Here is a 21,492-nt window from a genome sequence, read left to right as displayed (position 1 = left end):
GAATGACCCGTTCCAATGCCTATGGAAGCAGCCAGCCGCGCTGGCTGTTTCCTTTTGTGGTCAGCGTTGTTTTTGCGCTGAGCGCCCTGCCGCTCGGGCGGCTCGCCTATACCGGCATCATTTCGTCACTCAATGGTGACATATGGCGACTTCTGGCCGATCCGGCCCTGTGGGATGCGGCGCTGAACACGCTTTCCACCTCGTTTTTCGGCATGCTGATTTCGCTTGGCATCGGCGGTGCCTTTGCGCTTTCGCTGACGCTCTGCGACATACGCGGCAAGTCGATCTTGAGCTTCCTGTTCATGCTGCCGATGATGATCCCGCCGCAGGTGACGGCGCTGTCGTGGATCGGCATGACCGGCCCGTCGAGCACGCTGTTGAAGGCCATCGGCCTTGCGCCGGCAATGGGTTCGCCGCAGCCGCTTTATTCCACTGCCGGCATCGCGCTGTTGCTCGGCGTGCAGCATGCGCCGCTCGTCTATCTGTCGCTGCGCGCGGGCCTGCTGGCCTTGCCACAGGATGGTATCGAGGCCGCCAAGCTCTCGGGTGCTGCACCGCGCCGTGTGTTGTTCGATATTATCCTGCCGCTTTCGACACCGGGATTGATCGCCGGGGCGGCGATTTCCTTCGTGTCCAATGTCGGCAATTTCGGCATTCCGGCGATCCTCGGCATTCCCGCCTCGATCTTTACCCTGCCGACGCTGATCTATAGCCGTTTCGCCAGTTTCGGCACCAGCACCTTCGGCGATATCGCCATTCTCTCCACCATGATCGCCATCATTTCCGTGGCCGGGCTTGCTTTGCAGGAACGGGCGATGAAGGGCAGGGACTATCGCATCATCGGCCTTTCCGGCAAGGCGGCGACTTTTGGGCTGGCGCGGTGGCGGGTGCCGGCGGAGCTTGCCCTGTGGCTCGTGTTGTTCTTCATGCTGGTGGCGCCGCTTGCGGCACTGGTGGCAAGTTCGCTCGCGCCCGCCTATGGCGTGCCGCTCAGCCTCAAGACCGCGACACTGCATGCCTATGAGGAACTGCTTTACCGGCAGAGCGTGACCCGCACGGCCTTCCGTAATTCGCTGTTTCTGGCGACTGCCACATCACTTTGCCTGCTGGCGGTGACGGTGCTGACGGCCTACTTCCTCGTGCGCGGCAAGAGCCGCTTCATGTTCCTGCTCTCGGCGCTGGTGGATATTCCCTATGCGCTTCCGGGCGTGGTTATTTCCGTTTCCTTCGTGCTGCTTTTCGCGGCCCCGATCCCGCTCCTCGGCGTGACGCTCTACGGCACGATCTGGATCATCCTGCTCGCCTATTTCTCCTCCTTCTTTGCGGTCAGCCTGAAACCGATGGTCAGCGCCTTCCTGCAATTCGATCCATCGCTGGAAGAGGCGGCGCGGCTGTCCGGCGCGGGTTTCTGGCGGCGGCTCAAGGATATAATCCTGCCGCTGGTCGGGCCGGCGGCAGGCGCTTCCGTCATTCTCGTTTTCCTGATCGCCTGCAATGAACTGACGGTCTCGGCGCTGCTGTGGTCGGCTGGCACACAGACGCTCGGTGTCCTCATCTACAACCTCGATGACAGCGGCAGCTTCGATCTCGCGTCGGCGCTTTCGGTGCTCGTTGTCATCATGGTGATTTTTCTCATGCTGCTGCTCGAAATTCTGGGGCGCTATCTGCCGAAAGGAGTCGTCCCGTGGCGAAATTGATTCTCAACCGCCTGTCGAAAAGTTTTGGTGCGGGGTCGAAGCCCGCCGTTGACGATGTGTCGCTGACGGTGCGTGATGGCGGTTTCCTGGCGCTGCTCGGACCTTCCGGTTGCGGCAAGACGACGGTGCTGCGCATGATCGCCGGGTTCGAACAGCCGACTGATGGTTCCATCCTGCTCGGCGAGCGGGTGCTGGCCGATGCCGGCAGCATGGTGCCGCCGGAGCGGCGCAACATGGCGATGGTGTTCCAGTCCTATGCGCTGTGGCCGCATATGTCGGTCGCCGACAATGCCGGTTATCCCTTGAAGGTGCGCGGCATTTCGGGGGAGAAATATCGCGAGAAGGTGCGACAGGCGCTGGCCGCCGTTCGCCTCGAAAGCTTTGCCGATCGCCGCCCCGCCGAATTGTCCGGCGGGCAGCGGCAGCGTGTGGCGCTCGCCCGCTGCCTCGTCACCGAGCCCGATGTGGTGCTGCTTGACGAACCGCTCGCCAATCTCGACCGCCATCTGCGGCAGGAGATGGAGGAGACCTTCCGCGAGTTTCACGCACGCTCCGGCGCGACGATGATCTATGTCACCCATGACCAGGCCGAAGCCATGGCGCTCGCAACTGATGTCGCGGTCATGTCGCATGGCAAGCTGCTGCAGGTCGCGCCGCCGGCGGAGCTTTATGCTCGGCCGGAGGGCAGGCTTGTCGGTTCTCTGGTGGGGCAGGGGGCGATCCTGACGGTGCCCTTGCGGGAAGGCCCTTCGCGGGATCTCGACTGGCCGGGGCTTCGTGCGACGATGGAGAGCGGAGCAGCGTCGCAGATGGATATTCTGGTGCGGCCGCAGGATGTGGTGCGGGATTCTGAGGGGATTACCTGCACCGTCACCTCGGTTCTTTACGAGGGCGAGCGTTATGCCCTGCGTCTCGATCTGCCGGACGGGCAGGCGATCAGGGCCTATTCACGGGAAGCGGTTGCGATCGGTGATCGGTTGCCGGTCGCCATTCGTGCAGCGTGGCGGCTTTAGCCTGAAAATGACGTCTCCTCATCCCTGTGCTTGTCACAGGGATCCAGCCAGCCCAAGTCTTTGGGCTGAAAGGACTCTCCCCGCCGCGCGGACGCGCATCGGCCGGATTCCTGTGACAAGCACAGGGATGAGGATGGATGATGTACTGGCGCACGGAGTCCTGACGGCACCTCTGTGGGCCAATCTGGTCAAACGCGATGTGTTTCAGGCTACTGGCGATGCGGTGCGACACCGGCTAAGGTTTCCCCGCAGCAATAGGATTGATTCATGTCGCTTCGACTTGCCACCTTCAATATCGAAAATCTCCTCACCCGTTTCGATTTCACCGGCTTTCGCAACCAGACGCGGCGCGACAGGGCGATCCAGCTTTTCGATATCAGGGATGAGGCAACCTATCAGGCGCTGGAAAGCGCGCGGATGGTCTCGTCCACCGACGATACGCGGCAGCTTTCGGCGCTCGCCATCGCCGATGCGGATGCCGACATTCTCTGTCTGCAGGAAGTCGACAACATGGCTGCGCTGCAGGCCTTCGAATATGGCTATCTCTACCGCATGGTCGGTAATGGCTACCTGCAGAAATATCTGGTCGAGGGTAATGATAGTCGCGGTATCGATGTCGCCGTCGTCATGCGCGAGGAAACGCGGGACGGCGACAAGATCGAGGTGGTCGATATCAAGAGCCATGCGGCGCTGACCTATCGCAATCTCGATCTCTTCAATCCTGCGCTGGCCGCCACAAACCAGATCGATGACAAGATTTTCAAACGGGATTGTCTGGAAATCGATTTGAGGATCGGCGGCAAACCGCTGACGCTCTACGTCACGCATTTCAAATCCATGACCAATTCCCGCGATCCGGTCGATGCGCGGCTTGCCACCATGCCGATCCGCGAGGCGGAGGCCATGGCCGTTCGCCGCATCATTGAAAACCGTTGGTGTGTCGGCAATAGCCGCAACAAGAACTTCGCGATCTGCGGTGATATGAACGACTATCAGGAGCGTATTGCGATTTCCGGCGACCGGCGCAGCGGCTACAGCTTTGCGCCGATCGAGGAGGAGCGCAGCGCGCTTGATGTTTTTACGGCCGATGATTTCGTGGTCAATCCGATGATGCGCCGTGACGTCATGGACCGCTGGACGCTTTATCATTCCCGCGGCCCTCAGGAGCAGCATCTGTGCCAGCTCGACTATATCTGGCTTTCGCCGCGTCTGGCGGAGACGAACGCCACGCATGTGCCCGAAATCATTCGCAATGGACAGCCTTTCCGGACGGTATTCCCGCCGGGGCAGGAGGTCGAACGTTATCCGCGCACCGGTTGGGATCGTCCGAAGGCTTCCGATCATTGCCCCGTGGTCATGACGCTGGATCTGATCTAGGCGAGGCGAAACCTGCCGCCGGCAATGTCGCTCAGCCGTTCGCGACCTTGGGGAAATAGGTTGCCCAGACCCGGTTGCGGCCCGCGCGCTTGGCCTCGTAAAGCCGGTCGTCGGCAATGGCGATCAACTCGTCCCAGCTGTTGATCGCACGTGCTTCCTGCCAGACCACGCCGAAACTTGCCGTCAGGGACAGGCCGCTCTGCTCATCGATGATCTGGGCCTCGATCAGGCGGCGAAGGCGGTCGGCGGTGGCCGTCGCCGTGGCGTGGCTGACATCCTGCAGCACAACGACGAATTCCTCACCGCCATATCGGGCAAGAATGTCGTCCTTGCGCAATGCGCCCTTCAAAAGGCTCGCCGTTTTCTGCAGCGCGAGGTCGCCCATGGCGTGGCCGTATCGGTCGTTGATCGACTTGAAGTGGTCGATATCGACAATCATCACGCCCAGCGCCGGACATTGCTCGTTGCCGCTGAGGATGGTGCGAACGGCCTTTTCCAGTGCGCGGCGATTGAAGACGCCCGTCAGGGCGTCGGTTTCGGAGAGCTTGCGCAGCTGCTCGGCCAGCGCTCGCTGCTGGTCCTCCATTTCTCCTTTCTGGCGAAGCTGTTCGCGCAGGAAATCAAGTTCCTGGAACATCTTCTTCACTTCCGGAGCGACGCCATCCTTATAGTGTGCCTCGGAAAGATCGCCTGCCGCTATCGCGGCGATCTGCGTCCGGACGGACTGCATGGGCTGGAACAGCGCTGTCTTGTAGACCGATGTGAGGCGAAGCAGGACCAGAACCGCAATGAAGGCGATTAACAGAGACGCTGCGCCATAGATGAGCGCTTCCTGCTTCTTCTTTTCGATTCTCGCCCGGGTTTCGGCAAGAATGAGGTCACGCAGCTTGTCCGACGACCGCATGCCCTGAATGTAGCTTTCGGAAAACTCACGCACGCTTGGGCGCGCAGACGGCACGACGATGGCAATCGTATTCTGCGCATAGCGAAGCGCCTGACCGAAATAATAGGCCTCAAACTCACGAAATGCGGTGTCCAGACGCGGGGTCGAGAGATAGGCGGCCGTATAGTTCCACAATGATGACTTCACCAGCATCAGGCTTTGCATCTCGGTGTCGAACTTTGCGCGATAGCTTAACCTGTCCTGCCGGTTTGCCTGCATGCTCATGATGACATAGGAACCGAGGCGGCCGATCCTGTCGCGCATCACGCCGGCGGTGCCGGTCATGGCGATGTCGATCGCCACGTCAGGCGTCTTTGTTATGATGGCGCGCGCAGCCCTGCCGCGAAGCAGGTTGACACTGTCCGCCGCCTTGAACATCGACTGAATGGCGTTGGCCATGGCGCTGTAGCTGCGTGCTTCAGGCGAAAGGGCAGCAACGTCGTCCACCGCCTCTCGCGAATCCGCCAGCTTCTGGCGGGTTTCGGCAAGCGATTTCGCCAAGCCGGGTTGCGCTTTAATTTCCTCGGCGAAGGAGGTCTCGACCTGGGATAACTTGTCGTCCGTCGCCTTGCGCGCCGCGGCGAGGGCTTCGACCAGGCTTGCGTCCACGGCAGACGACGCCATCAGATTGTTGGCAGGACCGCGCTCTGCCGAAACCAGCCAGGCGGACTGGAGCGCGGTTTCAAAGCGGCCAAGCTGCTGCGCATTCGTCCGGTAACGCAGATAGTTGGAGACGCTGGGCAGCGCGGCAAGGGTAGCCAGCAGGATGGAGCTTACGGCAATGATGATCGTGCCTGTCAGCTGGATTTTCTGTATGCTCGCGCGCATCTGATGCGTTATTCTCGCTGGAATGGTTATGGTTCATGGCCATTCTATCTCCGCCGCGTAAATACTTCGCTTATTTTATGGGCCTTCTGCTTTAATAGTGATCATGCGGACAAGCGGGCCGTCGCGGTGTGGAAAAGCAACCGACTGACGGCCTGCCGACAGTTTTTGCTTTACACCAAGTCAGAATCTGATAGTTGGCAAGGCACTGGCTTGCCCTTGTAGCTCAGTTGGTAGAGCACCTGATTTGTAATCAGGGGGTCACGAGTTCGAACCTTGTCGGGGGCACCAGTAAAATCAATCATTTATCGAAAAGATCGGTTGTCGACTATGTCCTGGGGTAACGCTCCGGGTAACGGGTAATGGTTTTGGCCGTTAGGGTCACTCGTTGTTACGGCTTCTCGGCGCTCCCACCACTCCGTTCGTATTCCTCAACATCAGATATCTTGATGCGAATGAGCTTGTCACCAAGCTTGAACGCGGGCAATTCGCCTCTCTTGATCATGTTGCGAACGTGCCGCTCAGAGCACTGCCAGCGGTCGGCTAATTTCGCGGGTGTCAGTACTCTCCCGGGTCCCTCATTAGTCATCACAGCCTCCGAACCAGCCATCCATGAGCGTTAGAGATTGCACTAACAGCCTCTCAATGCAAACCGAGCTAACGCAAGCCTGTGGCCTTTGCTGCTTCGACCCTTTTGCGATAATCAACGAGGTCCCTCCACGCTTTCGCGCCCTTTTCCGTTAAGAAAATCTCATCGTCCTTGAACCTCCCGCTTTCGGTCGGCGTCACCCCGATAAGACCGCGTTGGACAAGCTTGTTTCGCGTTCCCTCTCCAAAGCCTTTGATGGTATCGCACCGAAATTTAGTGCCAGCGGGTTTCCGGGCAAGCTTTTTGATCACAGTTTCTTCTCTGTAATTGAGAGCAATGTCGGCAGGCGGCCTGCCAATGAGCAACTGAATACGTTCGTGAACACGCTCTTGCTCGGCAGCATCTATTTCTGCGTCAACTTCGTTGTCCTCTTGCCACGCACGCAGAACTGCGTCCGATTGCGCGGAAGGCTCGACTGACCGAACGATAACAGCCCATCCTTCATCGTTGACGTAGTAGCGCCGGCTTACTGAAAAGAGCTCTTGATCCAGAAATTTGAGGGCCAAAGTATCGCCCACATTCGGACAAGTGCCAAAATTTTCGAGCGGATAGTCCAGAAGAAAATTGAGATTGCTTCCGTCTGTCGTCTGATAGACGCGAACTCGGACGTCCCGTTTTGCGCTCATGCCTGTGTCATACAGCAGAACCGTCGCACCAATCAATTCGTCGTTTAGGATGCCATGGCTTCGCGAGGCCTTCAGATATGAGAACCTGCCCAACTTCCCGCCCGTCAGGGAGATAGATATTCACAAGTGGCCGGCGACTTTGCGTCCGGTCCCTCGCGCCGCTGTCCTCGATGCGAGGCACGCCGTCCAACAGTAGTTCTTTCAGTCTGGCTTTCGCCTTTAGCGCAAGATCCCGCTCAAACTCGCATTTTGCGCGGCTCCCCATCTCGGGAGTATCCACGCCAGACTTGAACGGCACCCCGCCGCCCAGCAGACGCATGTTCTGGCCGTCGCATTTGACAGTGTCGCCGTCGATCACGATCAGCGAGGCGCAAACAATTCCGTTTCTCGCTGCCGCCGGGAGACCGGTTATAGCTGCAAGAGCTCCGGCAATGACGCCGAGCGTCAGCAAACTTCGGATCGGCATATATTTCCCAGACTGACGTGTCACTGCTCGTCTGGCTCTTTCCCCTCGTCTTTCTCGGCCGGAGAAGCGTACGGGTAAAAAGATATTACTCCATCCCAGGACGCGTTCATAGTGAAGGGGTGGGGGCTTTTAGCGAGATAGTCGTTGATGGTTTCTAGGTATTTGTCATCCTCTTCGGTCGTTCCGAAGCCGTTGATTGACGCCAAAAACCGCGCAAGCTCGTCAATGTTGATGGTTGGGGCCGGATAAAGCTTTTCAAGTGAATCGATGATCTCAGAGTTCATCGATCTGTTGTTCCGCTCAGCTGCCGTCTTGATCCGTTCGCGCAGCCCGTCGGGCATGCGCAGGAGGAACTTGTCTAGTTCATCGTTAGGTTTTTTCGTCTGCATAGCCATATCCAAATCCTTACTATCGTTCCGATATAAAAGAAATGATATCGAACCGATATAGCCAGTTGACAACGAATGATATCGAAGCGATATTAACCTTAACGGAGAGGTTAAGATGAAAGAAGACGCAAAGTTACTCTGCCGCCTTCCGCAGGACGTGAAAGGCTTCTTGGAAAGTCAGTCTGAAAAATACGGAAGCTCAATGAACAGCGAAGTTGTTCGCAGCATCAGGGAGCGGATGGACAGGGTGACAGAGGAAATTCCGGCTACGGCCGGTAAATAACGACAGCGGATCAAGGGAGAAAGTTTGGCGACCCGATCCCGGTAACCCGCTGCCATCAACATCACGACACAAAAGGATTTGCCCCAATGAGCAATCAAGGGAATAGCACAACTGCGCCCGCAGTTTCAACAGCATCGAGCAACGAGACGGACCCCGTGTTGGCGGCCGTTCAGGCGTACCGTGTCGGTACCAAAGCTTTCGAAGCTATCCCGAGCTGGGATCACCATAAGCACGGCGGCGAAGAGGCGGTTATCGAAAAGACCTATGGGCCGCCCATGCGGGTTCTCAATGATTGGGACACGCCTTGCAGGACAAGAGAAGGTGCAATTGCCGCCCTTCAGCACGCGCTTGAAGAAGGCGATGCGTTCTCTTGCTCCGACAGCCTTACCTCGATGACGCGCGCCGCGCTGAGTTTTCTGGAAGATCAGGAAAAAGAACTGCCCGTTGACCGTGTCGAGCGCCTGGCACGCGAGCTTTCCGAAGCTCTCTCGCATTGGGTCAACGGCCAGTTCATGGCGATGGTTTATCCAACTGGCGATATCCGGGGCTTTTGGTTTCGCACTATTTCCCGCGACGAGCGAGGAGATGAAGCCGATCCGATTATCAGCGTCATCAACCAGTATTACGCTGGCATCGTGGCGTTTCGGGCAATCCCAGAGGAAGTATGGCCGGATCTGGGCGGCGAAAATGCTGTCTGCCAATCCACTTACGGCGCAGCGATGGATGAGCTTGATAATTGGAGGCAGCCCTGCACTTCTCGTGAGGGAGCTATCGCGGCTCTGAAGTTCGCCCAAAAGGAAAGCGAAGACTATTACACTGAACCGAGCGTGAAAAGCATGATCGCCGCTGTCCTAACCTATCTGGAAGGAGCGGCAGCATGACCTCACAACATCCTACGGGGGCTCCCTCCACCAATCACGGAAAAGCCGAACTGCTTCGTGCTTACGACCATCTTTGCAACGCAGCGAGCCTTTCCCTTGCGCTTGAGATGGCGATTGGCCGTGTGACGGACGAACAGCAGCGCGCCGCCCTCGAAGCTTTAGCGGGCCAAGTCGTTGATCGCCTCGAAGACATTAAAGCTGCGATGGAAAGGATACGCGTATGAACCGCCGTACCTTCATCAAGGCCGCGGTCATTGCCGCCTCAACGCCGACCGTCACAGCGTTTGCTGATACGGCCGACCATGTAACGCTCTCACGCCTCATCGAGCTTCACACCCTGGCTTATGAGGCTGACAGCGCCGTATGGGGTATACTCTATGATCTTGACCCGTCTGGCCTTTGTATGGCGGGGCAGCCAACGGACGAGTTTCTTGCGCAAAAGCAGCGGTGCGAAGATTCAAAGACCGTTGTCGAGCGCATGGAGGCAGCAATATTTGCCTACCATCTTTCGGGCTTCAATGACGTTCTGACGCTCACGCGATGGGTTCATGAGCGGCTGGATGATTGCAAGTGCTATTTCTATGAAGATGAAAGCACAGTTCACGCCATCTTCTTGCAAATCGCCAGAACGACGGCGGCCGCATGATGTTTCACCGCGGCGGCTCCCTGTCTGACAAAGCCTTGATACCCGCAAGCCGTGCGCGGATTTCCTCCAGGTTATCCGCGTCGGTCTCTTCGAGTGCGCTCAATGTCTCCTGTAGCTCGGCAGCGCGCCTCGATACCGTGACTTGGGCAACAGCCCGTGCGGCTCTCGTCGCGAGATCCGACGACGCGGCAGAGATATCAGCCATCAGTTCGGCCAACACCTTGAATGCTCTGGTTTGCATCGCGAGCCTGTCGGGCTCGGGGAGGGCGTCTATTCTCGCCTTGTATCCCGCAATCTCCCGCGCCGCGCGGCGCCGTAAGTTGAGCAGCCGATGGCTTTGCTCTTCGATGTGGTCTTTTTGCGCCGAAGCATTCAGGCCGATGTTGACCAGCCGGCGGATCGCTTCAGCCTTTGAAGAAAGGCCGATTTCGGCCGCCCACTGCTCGATTGCGTCGGCTTCCGCGTCCGTCACCATCAACTGGAATCGGTTTGACTTATTGTCGCGAGGCATAAGGAAAATAATCCTTTTTCTTAGCTATGAGTTTTTCCCCATGTTTTTTTGTATTTCTTGGGGAAAGCTGGGAAATCGTGAGTGGGTAACGGCCCCCATTTGTTCTTTTATTTGTTCTAACATGCTATGTTGGCTCAGTTTTAGGACTTCACCCCTTGGAAGGAGCTTCGGGTAATGGAGTACATGACAGCCTCTCAAATCAAGGAGAGATATCAGGTTACTGACATGACGTTGTGGCGCTGGCTTCGAAAAGAAAGCCTCAGGTTTCCGCAACCGATCGTGATCAACCGGCGCAGGCTTTTCAAGCGCGAAGAAGTGGAAGCCTGGGAAAAACAGCAAGCAAAGGGGGTCGCATGAAGACCCTCGAACAAGGAAGGCAGCAGGGGTCACAGTTTGGCGACCAAACCCCCGCCGCCGGAAGTGAAATCGCGGTTTCCCGCGCCCATCCCCAACATCAACAGCGAGGAACGCTGATGACAGCTTCAGGTAAAGCACAGCAGACAATTCGAGTCCAGATTCTGGATGATAATAATGAGCCGGTAGGTTTTCCGGTCACACTCCGCGGACGCGAGCGGTGGACTATGGAACGCCTCATAGCAGCTGGCGCTGCCGGCATTTCTTCGCTCGACAACATTGGGCCCAGAACATCGCACTACATTTTCAAGCTTCGCGGTTATGGGTTCGCCATTGAAACCCAGTACGAGGCACACAGCGGTGACTTCCCCGGTCATCATGCTCGTTATTTCAACAGAAGCAATGTCTCAATCGTCGCAGAAGCGGGGAGGGCGGCAGCTTGACCTCACCGATAGAGCGCGCCGCCATGTGGCTTAGCGAGCAGAAAGAGCCGCCGCAGCAGGTAATCCACCTGTTGCGGCAGAAGTTCGGGATCACGGCTGTTGAGGCTGCGCAGGCTTGCACGCTGGCGGCGCAGTATCGTCAAAACCGGAGGGCATTCGGTTGAAGGCAAAAAAGAGCAAGCCAGCAGAGAAAAAAAACGAAAGCAGCTTTGCTACGTGGAAGTTTACCCTTGAGAACACGGTTAGTTCCGATCCTCTAGCTGATGGCTCATGCCTTCAGATTGTGCGCTCCTATCTCGATTTCATGAGCGCGCCGAGCGATACCCCATATCGCTCGCTTATTGACCTTCAGGTAGACACCGGCCTTGCGGAAAATACGATCATCCAGAAACGCCGCAAGATTGAAGAGCTTGGCTACTTCGTTGAGGCGGGAAAAACAAGCGACGGCGCCACGCGCTACAGAATCGTCAACGCCCGTGAAAATATCGTTCTCGATCATAAGACGATTATGCGCGAAACTCTCCGTCGTCTCGACGCAGAGAAGAAAGAGAAGTTCAGGCTCAAACGTCGCAACCTCAATGTGTCCCCCTCAGAAAATGAGGGCCACATGTCCCCCTCAAAAAGTGAGGTACTGAAAGGCTCTGAGACCCTCAGAAATTGCGGGGACAGCCCCTCAGAAATTGAGGGTAATTACGTAGATAATTACGCAGAGTCTTATAGCTATGAAGAGAGAGATAACCTTTATAGGCCCTCTTCTTCGTTCAAACCGTCCTCTTATGGGCTGAAAAGCGACGAAGAAAACACCCCGCTGCCGATCCCTGCGGATGATGCAGAGGCGGAATCGATGATGGACGCAATCTGCGATGGCCGGGACGTACCGTTGATACTGCGGAAGCGGCTGAAAAGCATGTTGAGCGGCGGCGTCCTAACCCCACGCATGGCGAATAACATCCTTGGTCCTCGGCAGGAGGTCGCAGCATGACGCAACTCGACTTGTTTGTGTGGGCCGAAAATCGGCCATCCACCGTGATTGATAGCCGTTGGCGCTTTGAGCGGAAGGTTGAAGCCCTTGTTCGGGATATGCTTGACGGGCGCATGCCTCCGCAGATTGAGGGACAGTTGATCACGCCAACGTTCAAGAGAGAGCGGAGCGTAGCGTGATGGTAAAACCTGGAACAGGCAAGCACCGGAAGGATTTCAGCCCGTCGCGTTTTGCGGCTGGCATTCATATTTTTGGCGACGGCGCGGCAATTCCAAACCCTGGCGCAGGCGGGTGGGGCGTTGTGATCTACGAGGACGGGGCAGAGATTGCCACTGGCCGTGGCGGCGATCCCGAAACCACTAACAACCAGATGGAACTTGTCGGGCTTCTGAACGCAATCGAGAAAGCCAAGGCGCTGGCCGGCAATCCTGCGGTGACAATCTGGAGCGATAGCCAGTATTGCGTCAAAGGCTGCAACGAATGGATGCCAGGATGGAAGGCCAAAGGCTGGTTTCGGGCTGGTGAGAACGCCGAGCCGAAAAACCGCGTCGTGATGAACGTGGAACTCTGGAAGGCGATTGACGAGGCGCTTTCCACCGCAGCCGGCAACATTTCAATCCGGTGGGTGAAGGGCCATTGCGGCGTTGCAGGAAACGCGCGCGCTGATCAGCTGGCGGAACAAGGGAGACAGGAGGCAATAGACCGGTCGCTGGACAACAGTATTTTGGGGAGAACGGTACGCGAACGCAGAAGTATTTTCGAATATGATGTATAATCGTTCGCGAGTAAGATCGGAGCATTATTCATGAATGATTCGGCGTTGCATTCCTTCCCAATATTCGATGAGAGACCGACTACGGAATACATTGATAGGTGGCGGCAGTTTATTTCCGAGACCGGCGTACCCGAGGATTTTGAGGGTGTGTCCACGAGCAAACCCAATCGATCCGCTAACGTTATCCTTCTATCAGATGAGATACGGGTTCCGACTGCCATGCGGCCCGGAGGAGCAAGGGTTCCGTGTCCCTTGTGTTCACCTACTGCTCCCAAATTTGGGACGGGCCGAATGGCGTATTTCCCTGACGACAGAGCTACGCGATTTATCGGTCATAGATGCGCGAAGCACTACCTCGGCGACAACTATGTCGAAGCGGAGAGGATTTTTAGGATCGAGGCAAAGTGTGCCGAGATAATCGCACTTTGGCCCAAGCTGCAGTCAAGAGCGACAGAGATCGATGCTATCGTCAACCGGATATACGGGAAGGCGCGTAAGCTTACCGAGTTGAGGAATATCATCGACATTCAAGCGCCGGGCTTCGCGTCGTTTCTGTATAATGACCTAGTTGCTAAAGGGATGCTCATTTCAACGTCCAGAGATGTTCGCGCTCAGTCTCACAAGGTGTTGGGCATGGAGTTTTTTTCAAGCGATTTCGAGCCTGAGACGGCGGCCGCGAAACTGCTGCGCGTCCGGACCGACGTCCGCCGTGCACTGCCAAGTTGGAGTATTTCAGACGGCGAGGGGGAGGCATCTAGAGAAATCGTTAAGAGGGGTAGCTCGGCGATCAGAAGGTTAAGGGAACTTCCGGCCCTTCGGGATCTGATAGCGAACTCTGCGGATTTCTTCGCCGCTCGGAATTTAAGGGCATTGGAACAGTGGCGTGCGACCGGTGCTTCTCCATTCTCTAGCCTGACCTTCAAGATAGACGGGGAACGGATCGAAACATTTGCTGAGAGTTATGCTGGTCGATACAACTGGTCGGTCATCTTCCCAAAAGACCTTATTGCGCATCTACCGACAAGGGACGAGATTGACGCTTTAGGCTTGCTGGAGGTGATCAATTGAGTACAAGCGCTCCGCAGTCCAGGCCGCAAAACAATTTAGAAACTTGGTATGCGGTTCGCGTTGCGCCCGGCGCTCAACGCATGGCAAAAGGTTTGAGGACTGCTCCGGGGGAGCGGATCGGAGAGACCCTTCTCGAACGCGAGTGCCGGGAATCGGGTATTTCGGTGTTCATGCCGTCGTTTTGGACGGTGGTTCGCCATCAGCGAACAAACAAGCTCATCGAGAAACGTTTCCCCCTATTTTTGGGATACGCTTTTGTAAAGATCGAAGAGGAGCGTTTTGCTCTGGCTCGCGAGATGAAGTCGATCAGTTATTTTCTGCGTGGGGGCGGACGTTATGGTCTTGCCTCGTTTTCTGATGCAAAGATGCTGGAATTGTATCTCGCCGATCTGGAGGCGAAAGAACTCCATGTAACAATGAGAAGGAACGGGGAAGCCGATGTCCGGAAAGAACGCAGGGCAATTCTCGGCCGGCAGCTTGGATCGATCTTCCCGAAAGGCCGCCGCAAGAAGGTTCCTATCAGGATGATGGCCGCCGCTGCGATGAACAGTTTGACGCCAAAGGCGAAAGAGCGTTGCGCCTCAATTTTGGAAGAACTGGAAAATCTGGATAAGGTCGAGGCGGAATCTTGCAAAAATCCAGCAAATCCATTAACTTCAGCAGCGTGATTTGGGTGTTGCAGTCGGACCTTCTTCGGAAGATGATCAATTCGACGGCCCAGTGCGGGAAGGTCCGATTCCGCGCCTAAGGAAAAATGCATCCAAAATTCTCTTTATGCTTGAAAAGTAGAGATGGCATCCGTTCAGCCGCGGCTCATAACTACGGCTACCTTTGTTTCTATGTTTTGCCTAACGAGGGCCGGATGCTCTCTTTAGCTGGTTATGGCCAGCCAAACTGGATTCTTCATCGCTCTTTATGGAGCAACGCAGCCACGCGCTGATTCATGACGTCTCGGATGCCGAAGATGGCGCTGGATCGCAGCGCGTTACCCAAGTGCATCATTGTTTGAACTGCTACTCGTGGCACCTGTCCGAGGATCAATTCCCCGTCGTTCGATACGAGAGGACCTGAGTATAGAACCCCTACAAGCAGAAGCCTTTCTTTTCCCATCGAATAGACGTTTTTTTCACGGTCGAGATATCCGTCCCTATCGAAAATGAATACTGGAGACCCGGAAGATCCGGGGAAACATGCCATATCAACCATAAACTCCGGCTTGCCGTTGTAGCACTTAGACAACGCGGATGCTGTGATGCCTCGACGCACTATTGGGAGGTTGTTAGCCTCATCCGATATTCCCCTTGGGCAGCCAATCATCGTCACGGTCTCGATCGCGTCAAAATATTGCCATTGGTCTCCCCGCGGGATGAGGTCTAATTCAAGCGGCGCAAAAAAAAGAGGCGTGCCGGCCTCACGGGCCTCAAGCACCATGGATGTGAACAATACTGCGCACAAATCTATGTCGGGAGAAGGGTGATAAATCACGTAATGCTCATCGACTGGAATGGTACACGAGACAAATTTACCTGAGGGAGCATCATCTTCGGCAATGTGGCAGACTGCGGTAACCGCGGTTGCGTCCTCTAAAACATGTTTGTTTGTTAATATTGCAACTGTTTCGTAATCTTCATCGAGATGAAATCTCATAAAAAAACCGGTGCCCGTGGACGTGGCCGCCCCATTCGCGGAGCTTGTAAGTTTAATCGTTGAATACAGAAGCTGTTCCGCTGGAGTTAACTGCATCGCGCCCTCAAAAAACTACGACTGGAAACAATCACGAGGTGACGGATTCGGCAACAGTCTCCGAGCATCGCGGAATACTCCAAGGTTCTGGGTTATCGCATCGCCGCTTTCCCCACCCCACGGCCACCACCGAGCAAGAGCGGGACAGGGCGCCAATCGCACGCCATACCTTGTCATCCTTTAACTATCTTCTCGATACTCTCAGCTGACAGGGACCGCCCTCCGAACCCAACCTTGTGCATCTCTGCGTCATATGCTGGGAGCATTTTCCGATAAGAAGGAAGGCTAGTCTGGGAGTGAGAGTTCAAAGACCGGCCCTTGAATTCTGAAAAGCGATCCATGTTGTTTATCAGGAATGATGCCACACTATGATGTTTGTCGTGGTTAGCATCGAATCCTGAGAACGTGAGATCATATGGATACACATTCGCTGCCAACTTGGTTTGATCGGCTGCGGGCAGCTTCTTTACGCTGTGCTCGATGTATGACCACATTGAGAGGATATCGGCTGTTTCTTTTACAATAGCCTCGTCAGTCTCTTCAGTGGCTATTCCAGGATACTCCCACGAAAGAGCCCATGAGTGACCGTTGAATATAGCGGATCGGATAAAGTCGAGGTCAATCTCCTGCTTGCCGTCCTTTTGATCCGCCAATGCCAGTAGAATAAGCTTTTCGCCATCAGACAGTTTCATCGTTTTGCCTTCTCGTTGGTGACATCGAATTTGTAGCGAGACAGGGAGATAATTCTGTCGAGCGCTTCATCTACTTTTGGTGGGATGCCATCTTCACCCGCAGCTTCGGCCGCAATGTCGTGGATGAGGTCTAGCACACTATCTAACTGCTCTGCGGTGGGGCGCTCAATGCCCATGGCTCTCTCCTAGAGTTGTAGAGGAGATAGAATAAAACCACGACGGCAAAGATTCGCAAAGGGCGCACACATCAATCCGCAGGTGGCCCCGATTTGCAGAAAACCATGCGCTGTCCGCTCGACGGGCTCACCTCCCGGCATATGGGGCGCAAAGCAAGACAAACCGGAATTCACTCACGAAGGCTTCGAAACTTTATGGCAGGAACCACAAAATTTACCGAAGAGATAGGAGACGCCATCTGTGAGCGTATAGCGCTTGGGGAAAGCGTTCGCTCTATCTGCGACGACGAAGCAATGCCTTCCATGTCCACGGTCTTTAAGTGGCTGCGTGACAATGAAGCATTCTCGCAGCAATACGCGCACGCGCGCGAGGTTCAAGCTGACGCCCTCTTTGACGATATCATTGATATTGCCGACGACGGGCGGAACGACTGGATGGAGAAGCGGAACGCCGATGGTGAAAGCATTGGCTGGCAGGAGAACGGCGAGGCGCTGCGCAGGTCGCAATTGCGGATCGATGCCCGCAAGTGGATGGCCGGGAAACTCAGGCCGAAGATTTATGGCGACAAGCTTGACGTTGGTCTAACCGCGACGGTCGATTTCGTCGTCAATGCCAAGCCAATGACCGAAGAAGAGTGGCAGAAGCAACATGGGGCAAATCCAGCTTAGACGCGTTGCGTGGTCGCCGCAGGAAGGCCCACAGAGCGCGCTGGTTGATTGCCCGTACCGTGAGATATTCTTCGGCGGCGCGCGCGGTGGCGGCAAGACTGACGGCGTTCTCGGCAAGTATGCCATCAAGGCCGCGATTTACGGGTCAGCCTTTAATGCGCTGTTCTGCCGGCGTGAACTGCCGATGCTCGATGACGCGATTGACCGCAGCAAAGAGATATATGGCAAGATTGGCGCCGGCTGGAACGATCAGAAGAAGACATGGACATTTCCGGGTGGTGGCCGCCTTCGTTTTCGGCCGCTGGAGCGAGTACAGGACGCCGACAAATATCAGGGTCAGAACGTCTCGGACGCGTGCATAGAAGAGGCTGGTCTTTATCCGGACAGCAAGCCGATTGATCGCCTGTTTGGCGTGCTTCGATCGGCACGAGGCGTGCCAACGCAGCTTATCCTCACGGGCAACCCCGGCGGCGCTGGGCAGCACTGGATTAAACAGCGTTACATCGATCAGGCACCGCAGGGCATGGTTCCGCTGTCCCGGCTGCTGCCGAATGGAAAAACACACCGTTACGTCTACATCCCGTCGCGGGTGCAGGATAACAAGCTGCTGCTGGAGAACGACCCGGAGTATATCAACAACTTGTATCTGGTTGGCTCAGAGCAGCTTGTGAAAGCTTGGCTGTCAGGTGATTGGAACGCTGTCGAAGGCGCGTTCTTCGACTGCTGGAATAGCTCTAAGCATGTCATCCGGCCGTTCGCTATCCCGCAGGACTGGACGCGGTTCCGTTCGATGGACTGGGGCTCGGCGCATCCGTTCTCGGTCGGCTGGTGGGCGATAGTGAGCGATGATTACCGGACTGAAAACGGGGTTCTTCCTCGTGGATCAATCATTCGCTACCGGGAATGGTACGGATGCAAGGAAGGCGAAGCGAACGTTGGCCTGAAGCTAACCGCCGAGGAGGTGGGTATCGGCATTGCGACCCGAGAGGGCGCCGAGTTCAACGACGCTCAGAAGATGATCAAGCCGCCAACAGAGCCTATTGCTTACGGGGTTCTCGATCCTGCCGTGTTCGGAGAAGATGGCGGACCATCTATCTATGAGCGCCTTTCCCGCGCGACAGATTTCAAGGTGGTTTTCAGACCGGCTGACAATAAGCGCGTGCCAGCACATGGAGCGATGGGCGGCTGGGACCAGATGCGCGGGCGAATGAAGGGCGATGGCGACAGACCGGGCCTCTACGTGTTTTCGACGTGCAAGGACTTCATTCGAACCGTGCCGTTGCTCCAGCACGACCCGAACAGGGCCGAAGATCTGGACACGACCAGTGAAGACCATATCGCTGACGAGGCACGCTATGCCTGCATGTCACGGCCATATGTGGTCATCAAGGACACAAAGAAAGACGACAATGCGCAGCGCGACTGGTTCGAAGAGCCGGAAGACGATGACGATTCCCCAGATTGGAAAGTAGCCTGATGGAAGACATTCAGTTTCATGGATGGCTCATCGACATGTTCACGGACGCCGAAGACGGGTCTGACAAGTCGAGGAAGGGCGCGGAAAAGTACATCGACTATTACAACAATCGGCAGTGGACCGAGCGCGAAGCCGAAATCCTTCGCAAGCGTGGCCAGCCGGTAGTGTCTTTCAACCTGATCCGCAACAAGATCGATTACCTGCAGGGGCTGGAGCGGCAGCAGCGCACACAGCCGCGGGCATTGCCGCGCACGCCGATGCACGAGCAAGATTCGCAGGCCGTTACGGACTCGCTGCGCTATGTCTGCGACGATCAGGGATACTCGGACATCAAGTCGCTGGTATGGGGAGATATGCTCAAGGCCGGCTGGGGTGGTGTCGAGATCACGGTGCGCATGAAGCGCTCGTCGCTGCTGTCGTCAACGGCGATGTCGCAGCCTGATTATGATGTGAAGCTTACGCGCTGTGCGTGGGATCGCATGTTCTGGGATCCGCATAGCTCGGAAGACGACTTTTCGGACGCCAGCTATCTTGGGCTCATCATCTGGATGGATCGGGAAGAGGCTGTAAGGCGGTACGGTGACGGCGCGGCCGCTGTTTTCGATGAAACTGTGTCGATTGCGACGACGGGCGAGACATACGACGACAAGCCGAAGTTCTCATGGGTGCACAGCGCGCGCCGCAAGCGTATCCGCGTCATTCAGATGTATTTCATCGGCCAGGATGGCCAGTGGAGCTATGCCGAGTTCACCAAGGGCGGCATTCTTCGCGATGGGCCGTCGCCGTGGCTGGACGAGGATGGTGAGCGAGAACATCCCTATGCCTGGCGCTCGTCGTATACCGATCGCGACAATGGCCGTTACGGGCCAATCCGCGATCTGGTCGATCCTCAGGACGAGATCAACAAGCGCCGGTCGAAGAAGCTGCACCTTGATACGTCGCGTCAGACGTTCGGCAACGACGCCTACAATTCGAATGTGAAGGAAAACAAAAGGCAGCTTCAGAAGGGTGACGGCCACATCACGCTGACTGGTCCTGCCAAGTTTGGTGAAGACTTCGGTATCATCCCGACCAATGACCAGTCGCAAGGACACATGCAGTTGCTTGAGCAGGCGATGGCGGTCTTTGAGGTCATGGGGCCGAACGCGGCAATGCAAGGGAAGCAGGCAGGCCAACAGTCGGGCCGTGCCATCATCGCCCAGCAGCAAGGCGGTCAAACGCAGATGGGCTTGCTCACCGATGCACTGCGTCAGATGGACATGGATGCATACCGCAAGATGTGGAACCGCATTCGTCAGTTCTGGACTGGTGAGCGCTGGATTCGGGTCACCGACGACATGCGCAATCTTCGGTGGGTTGGCCTGAATACCAACCCGCTGTCAATGCCGCCTGGTGCGGTACCAGAAGGCGCAAACGTTTCGATGATGCAAGGCAAGCTGGCTGAAGTGGACATCGATATCATCCTTGACGATGCGCCGGCCGTCGGTGCGCTGATGGACGAGCAGTTTAGCCTGATCGTTGACCTGAAGCGGATGGACACCAAGGGCGAAATTCCGTTCAAGGCGGTTATTGCCGCGGCGCCGAACCTTCGATCCAAGGGCGAATTGCTCAAGGCGATTGGCGATGCTGAGCAACAGCCGCCGAATCCGATGGCGATAGCCGGAGCGGAGGCTGAAGTGGCCACACAGCAGGCCACAGCCAAGCTGAGAAACGCACAAGCGGAAAAAGCGATGGCAGATGCTCGACAGACGATGACGCCCTCTGACGGCGGCTCTGGAGTATCCGAGATCGATTTCGCAAAAGCGGGTGCCGAAATCCGAAATACGGAGGCCAGCACGCAGAAGATCATGGCGGAGACTGATCAGACCCGCCTTGAAACGACCCTGGCAGGGCTTGGCCCGGTTCCATGGTCATTCATACCCGGTGCCGGGGCAAACGGGCAGCCGGTCGCAGGCCGTTAATCTGCATGGTGGTGCCGACCTGAACGGGCAACGAACCGGTGCCGGGTTTTACGGGCAATCGTAATCTTCACGAACGAGGAACAAACTGTGACTGAGCAATCGCTGGACGACATCATGTCGGGCCGGGGCGCTTCTGCGTCTTCGGATTCCCAGACAGACAACAACGCTGCAAATGCTGCCACAGCCGCCGCCGCTCCCTCGGGACAGACGACGGAACAGGGGCAGCAGCGAGATGGTCAAGGCCGTTTCGCTGGCAAGGAACAGGCAACGGCACAGGGTCAGGCTGATAACGCCGCCGCCCAGCAGCCGGGGCACGTTCCCATTCAGGCACTCGACGCCGAGCGCGGCAAGCGCAAGGAGACCGAAGAGCGCTATGAAAAGAAGCTGAAGGAACTGGAAGACAGGATCGCAAGTCTTTCCAATCCGCAGCAGGCCACGCAGCAAGCCCAGCCAGTCGCACCACCTGAAATTTTCGAAGACCCTGACGGCTACATTCGTCACCAACTGACGCCGGTACAACAGCAAATGATGGACATGCGGGAATTCGTTTCCGAGAACATGGCCACCACTGCTTATGGCGCAGATGCTGTCAATGAAGCCAAGCAGGCAATCGAACAGGTTGCGGCGACACCTGAAGGTCAGCGCGTCATTGCCGAGATGCTTCAATCTCAGCACCCGTATGACGCCCTGATGAAGTGGCACAAGAAGCAGAAGGCCATGGCCGAAGTAGGCGATGATCCTGAAGCTTACTTCCAGCGCCGTCTTCAGGAAATGCAGGCCGCCCAGCAGCAGCGGTAATCCCCCCGCCGAATAACGGGCTTCAAAAGTAGAATTTTCTCGGGCTTA

Annotated in this window: 28 protein-coding genes and 1 tRNA gene; 19 read left to right on the top strand and 10 right to left on the bottom strand. The window is 56.5% G+C overall.

Annotated features, from left to right (window positions below; translation table 11 throughout):
* Positions 1 to 2: 2 nt before the first annotated feature.
* The 3 genes from AC5I5B_RS02215 to AC5I5B_RS02205 all read left to right on the top strand — a co-directional run bounded on the left by AC5I5B_RS02215 (position 3) and on the right by AC5I5B_RS02205 (position 4,087).
* A complete protein-coding gene (locus tag AC5I5B_RS02215; protein WP_111834750.1) occupies positions 3 to 1,697 on the top strand; it encodes an ABC transporter permease in 1,695 nt (564 codons plus the stop codon).
* The gene (locus AC5I5B_RS02210) at positions 1,685 to 2,710 is read left to right on the top strand and encodes an ATP-binding cassette domain-containing protein (RefSeq protein WP_111834751.1); all 1,026 of its coding nucleotides are present in this window, start codon (positions 1,685 to 1,687) and stop codon (positions 2,708 to 2,710) included. The genes AC5I5B_RS02215 and AC5I5B_RS02210 overlap by 13 nt, the downstream gene beginning before the upstream one ends.
* Before the next feature lie 267 nt (positions 2,711 to 2,977).
* On the top strand, positions 2,978 to 4,087 hold the full coding sequence (locus AC5I5B_RS02205; RefSeq protein ID WP_111834752.1) for an endonuclease/exonuclease/phosphatase family protein: 1,110 nt from the start codon (positions 2,978 to 2,980) through the stop codon (positions 4,085 to 4,087).
* 31 nt (positions 4,088 to 4,118) lie between these two features.
* On the opposite strand, the gene AC5I5B_RS02200 is transcribed toward AC5I5B_RS02205, so the two are convergent.
* Complete coding sequence (locus tag AC5I5B_RS02200) at positions 4,119 to 5,858, bottom strand: GGDEF domain-containing protein (protein ID WP_003507597.1); 1,740 nt, start codon at positions 5,856 to 5,858, stop codon at positions 4,119 to 4,121.
* Positions 5,859 to 6,070: 212 nt separating this feature from the next.
* Between AC5I5B_RS02200 and AC5I5B_RS02195 the strand changes: the two genes are divergently transcribed.
* Positions 6,071 to 6,146: transfer RNA gene (locus AC5I5B_RS02195), tRNA-Thr, on the top strand.
* A 100-nt stretch (positions 6,147 to 6,246) separates the two neighbouring features.
* On the opposite strand, the gene AC5I5B_RS02190 is transcribed toward AC5I5B_RS02195, so the two are convergent.
* From AC5I5B_RS02190 to AC5I5B_RS02175, 4 genes are all read right to left on the bottom strand, one after another.
* On the bottom strand, positions 6,247 to 6,444 hold the full coding sequence (locus tag AC5I5B_RS02190; protein ID WP_495752292.1) for a helix-turn-helix domain-containing protein: 198 nt from the start codon (positions 6,442 to 6,444) through the stop codon (positions 6,247 to 6,249).
* A 68-nt stretch (positions 6,445 to 6,512) separates the two neighbouring features.
* Complete coding sequence (locus AC5I5B_RS02185) at positions 6,513 to 7,130, bottom strand: hypothetical protein (protein WP_495752291.1); 618 nt, start codon at positions 7,128 to 7,130, stop codon at positions 6,513 to 6,515.
* Between the two features lie 7 nt (positions 7,131 to 7,137).
* On the bottom strand, positions 7,138 to 7,596 hold the full coding sequence (locus AC5I5B_RS02180) for a thermonuclease family protein (RefSeq protein WP_495752290.1): 459 nt from the start codon (positions 7,594 to 7,596) through the stop codon (positions 7,138 to 7,140).
* Positions 7,597 to 7,616: 20 nt separating this feature from the next.
* Positions 7,617 to 7,991, bottom strand: a complete 375-nt coding sequence (locus AC5I5B_RS02175) for an Arc family DNA-binding protein (protein WP_495752289.1) — start codon at positions 7,989 to 7,991, stop codon at positions 7,617 to 7,619.
* A 109-nt stretch (positions 7,992 to 8,100) separates the two neighbouring features.
* Here AC5I5B_RS02175 and AC5I5B_RS02170 point away from each other — a divergent pair, with 109 nt between their 5' ends.
* From AC5I5B_RS02170 to AC5I5B_RS02155, 4 genes are all read left to right on the top strand, one after another.
* Positions 8,101 to 8,268 carry an Arc family DNA-binding protein gene (locus tag AC5I5B_RS02170; RefSeq protein ID WP_495752288.1) on the top strand — a complete coding sequence of 56 codons (168 nt, stop codon included), beginning with the start codon at positions 8,101 to 8,103 and terminating at the stop codon, positions 8,266 to 8,268.
* An 86-nt stretch (positions 8,269 to 8,354) separates the two neighbouring features.
* Positions 8,355 to 9,149, top strand: a complete 795-nt coding sequence (locus tag AC5I5B_RS02165; protein ID WP_495752287.1) for a hypothetical protein — start codon at positions 8,355 to 8,357, stop codon at positions 9,147 to 9,149.
* Positions 9,146 to 9,373 carry a hypothetical protein gene (locus AC5I5B_RS02160; protein ID WP_495752286.1) on the top strand — a complete coding sequence of 76 codons (228 nt, stop codon included), beginning with the start codon at positions 9,146 to 9,148 and terminating at the stop codon, positions 9,371 to 9,373. The genes AC5I5B_RS02165 and AC5I5B_RS02160 overlap by 4 nt, the downstream gene beginning before the upstream one ends.
* Entirely contained in the window at positions 9,370 to 9,795 is a 426-nt protein-coding gene (locus AC5I5B_RS02155) for a hypothetical protein (protein ID WP_495752285.1), read from the top strand. Before AC5I5B_RS02160 ends, AC5I5B_RS02155 begins: the two co-directional genes overlap by 4 nt.
* 4 nt (positions 9,796 to 9,799) lie before the next feature.
* Here AC5I5B_RS02155 and AC5I5B_RS02150 read toward each other — a convergent pair whose 3' ends face one another.
* Positions 9,800 to 10,306 (bottom strand): hypothetical protein, encoded by a 507-nt coding sequence (locus AC5I5B_RS02150; RefSeq protein ID WP_495752284.1) that lies wholly within the window; start codon positions 10,304 to 10,306, stop codon positions 9,800 to 9,802.
* Between the two features lie 174 nt (positions 10,307 to 10,480).
* Between AC5I5B_RS02150 and AC5I5B_RS02145 the strand changes: the two genes are divergently transcribed.
* Together AC5I5B_RS02145 and AC5I5B_RS02140 are read left to right on the top strand one after the other, a co-directional pair.
* Positions 10,481 to 10,663 (top strand): helix-turn-helix transcriptional regulator, encoded by a 183-nt coding sequence (locus tag AC5I5B_RS02145; protein ID WP_495752283.1) that lies wholly within the window; start codon positions 10,481 to 10,483, stop codon positions 10,661 to 10,663.
* On the top strand, positions 10,660 to 11,103 hold the full coding sequence (locus tag AC5I5B_RS02140; protein ID WP_495752282.1) for a winged helix domain-containing protein: 444 nt from the start codon (positions 10,660 to 10,662) through the stop codon (positions 11,101 to 11,103). The genes AC5I5B_RS02145 and AC5I5B_RS02140 overlap by 4 nt, the downstream gene beginning before the upstream one ends.
* A 2-nt stretch (positions 11,104 to 11,105) precedes the next feature.
* On the opposite strand, the gene AC5I5B_RS02135 is transcribed toward AC5I5B_RS02140, so the two are convergent.
* Positions 11,106 to 11,246 (bottom strand): hypothetical protein, encoded by a 141-nt coding sequence (locus AC5I5B_RS02135; RefSeq protein WP_495752281.1) that lies wholly within the window; start codon positions 11,244 to 11,246, stop codon positions 11,106 to 11,108.
* A 17-nt stretch (positions 11,247 to 11,263) separates the two neighbouring features.
* Between AC5I5B_RS02135 and AC5I5B_RS02130 the strand changes: the two genes are divergently transcribed.
* The 5 genes from AC5I5B_RS02130 (at position 11,264) to AC5I5B_RS02110 (ending at position 14,596) form a co-directional block, all read left to right on the top strand.
* The gene (locus tag AC5I5B_RS02130) at positions 11,264 to 12,085 is read left to right on the top strand and encodes a hypothetical protein (protein ID WP_495752280.1); all 822 of its coding nucleotides are present in this window, start codon (positions 11,264 to 11,266) and stop codon (positions 12,083 to 12,085) included.
* A complete protein-coding gene (locus AC5I5B_RS02125; RefSeq protein ID WP_495752279.1) occupies positions 12,082 to 12,264 on the top strand; it encodes a hypothetical protein in 183 nt (60 codons plus the stop codon). Before AC5I5B_RS02130 ends, AC5I5B_RS02125 begins: the two co-directional genes overlap by 4 nt.
* Complete coding sequence (locus tag AC5I5B_RS02120; protein WP_495752378.1) at positions 12,264 to 12,860, top strand: ribonuclease H family protein; 597 nt, start codon at positions 12,264 to 12,266, stop codon at positions 12,858 to 12,860. Before AC5I5B_RS02125 ends, AC5I5B_RS02120 begins: the two co-directional genes overlap by 1 nt.
* 291 nt (positions 12,861 to 13,151) lie before the next feature.
* Positions 13,152 to 13,928: a hypothetical protein gene (locus AC5I5B_RS02115; RefSeq protein WP_243015503.1), complete on the top strand. Its 777-nt coding sequence runs from the start codon at positions 13,152 to 13,154 to the stop codon at positions 13,926 to 13,928.
* Positions 13,925 to 14,596, top strand: a complete 672-nt coding sequence (locus AC5I5B_RS02110; RefSeq protein WP_495752278.1) for a transcription termination/antitermination NusG family protein — start codon at positions 13,925 to 13,927, stop codon at positions 14,594 to 14,596. Before AC5I5B_RS02115 ends, AC5I5B_RS02110 begins: the two co-directional genes overlap by 4 nt.
* 235 nt (positions 14,597 to 14,831) lie before the next feature.
* On the opposite strand, the gene AC5I5B_RS02105 is transcribed toward AC5I5B_RS02110, so the two are convergent.
* The 3 genes from AC5I5B_RS02105 to AC5I5B_RS02095 all read right to left on the bottom strand — a co-directional run bounded on the left by AC5I5B_RS02105 (position 14,832) and on the right by AC5I5B_RS02095 (position 16,539).
* A complete protein-coding gene (locus AC5I5B_RS02105) occupies positions 14,832 to 15,671 on the bottom strand; it encodes a S1 family peptidase (RefSeq protein ID WP_495752277.1) in 840 nt (279 codons plus the stop codon).
* 173 nt (positions 15,672 to 15,844) lie between these two features.
* A complete protein-coding gene (locus tag AC5I5B_RS02100) occupies positions 15,845 to 16,363 on the bottom strand; it encodes a YfbU family protein (RefSeq protein ID WP_495752276.1) in 519 nt (172 codons plus the stop codon).
* The gene (locus AC5I5B_RS02095) at positions 16,360 to 16,539 is read right to left on the bottom strand and encodes a hypothetical protein (protein ID WP_495752275.1); all 180 of its coding nucleotides are present in this window, start codon (positions 16,537 to 16,539) and stop codon (positions 16,360 to 16,362) included. The genes AC5I5B_RS02100 and AC5I5B_RS02095 overlap by 4 nt, the downstream gene beginning before the upstream one ends.
* Positions 16,540 to 16,632: 93 nt before the next feature.
* Here AC5I5B_RS02095 and AC5I5B_RS02090 point away from each other — a divergent pair, with 93 nt between their 5' ends.
* The 4 genes from AC5I5B_RS02090 to AC5I5B_RS02075 all read left to right on the top strand — a co-directional run bounded on the left by AC5I5B_RS02090 (position 16,633) and on the right by AC5I5B_RS02075 (position 21,444).
* Positions 16,633 to 17,208, top strand: coding sequence for a terminase small subunit-like protein (locus AC5I5B_RS02090; RefSeq protein ID WP_495752274.1), 576 nt, complete (start codon positions 16,633 to 16,635; stop codon positions 17,206 to 17,208).
* Entirely contained in the window at positions 17,189 to 18,685 is a 1,497-nt protein-coding gene (locus tag AC5I5B_RS02085; RefSeq protein ID WP_495752273.1) for a terminase, read from the top strand. Before AC5I5B_RS02090 ends, AC5I5B_RS02085 begins: the two co-directional genes overlap by 20 nt.
* Positions 18,685 to 20,646 carry a portal protein gene (locus tag AC5I5B_RS02080; protein ID WP_495752272.1) on the top strand — a complete coding sequence of 654 codons (1,962 nt, stop codon included), beginning with the start codon at positions 18,685 to 18,687 and terminating at the stop codon, positions 20,644 to 20,646. Before AC5I5B_RS02085 ends, AC5I5B_RS02080 begins: the two co-directional genes overlap by 1 nt.
* Positions 20,647 to 20,733: 87 nt before the next feature.
* Positions 20,734 to 21,444 carry a hypothetical protein gene (locus AC5I5B_RS02075; protein WP_495752271.1) on the top strand — a complete coding sequence of 237 codons (711 nt, stop codon included), beginning with the start codon at positions 20,734 to 20,736 and terminating at the stop codon, positions 21,442 to 21,444.
* Positions 21,445 to 21,492 lie beyond the last annotated feature (48 nt).

This window comes from Agrobacterium sp., from assembly GCF_059499945.1.
The sequence above is the reverse complement of the archived record's forward strand: the minus strand, read 5'-3'. Positions and strand labels throughout refer to the sequence as shown.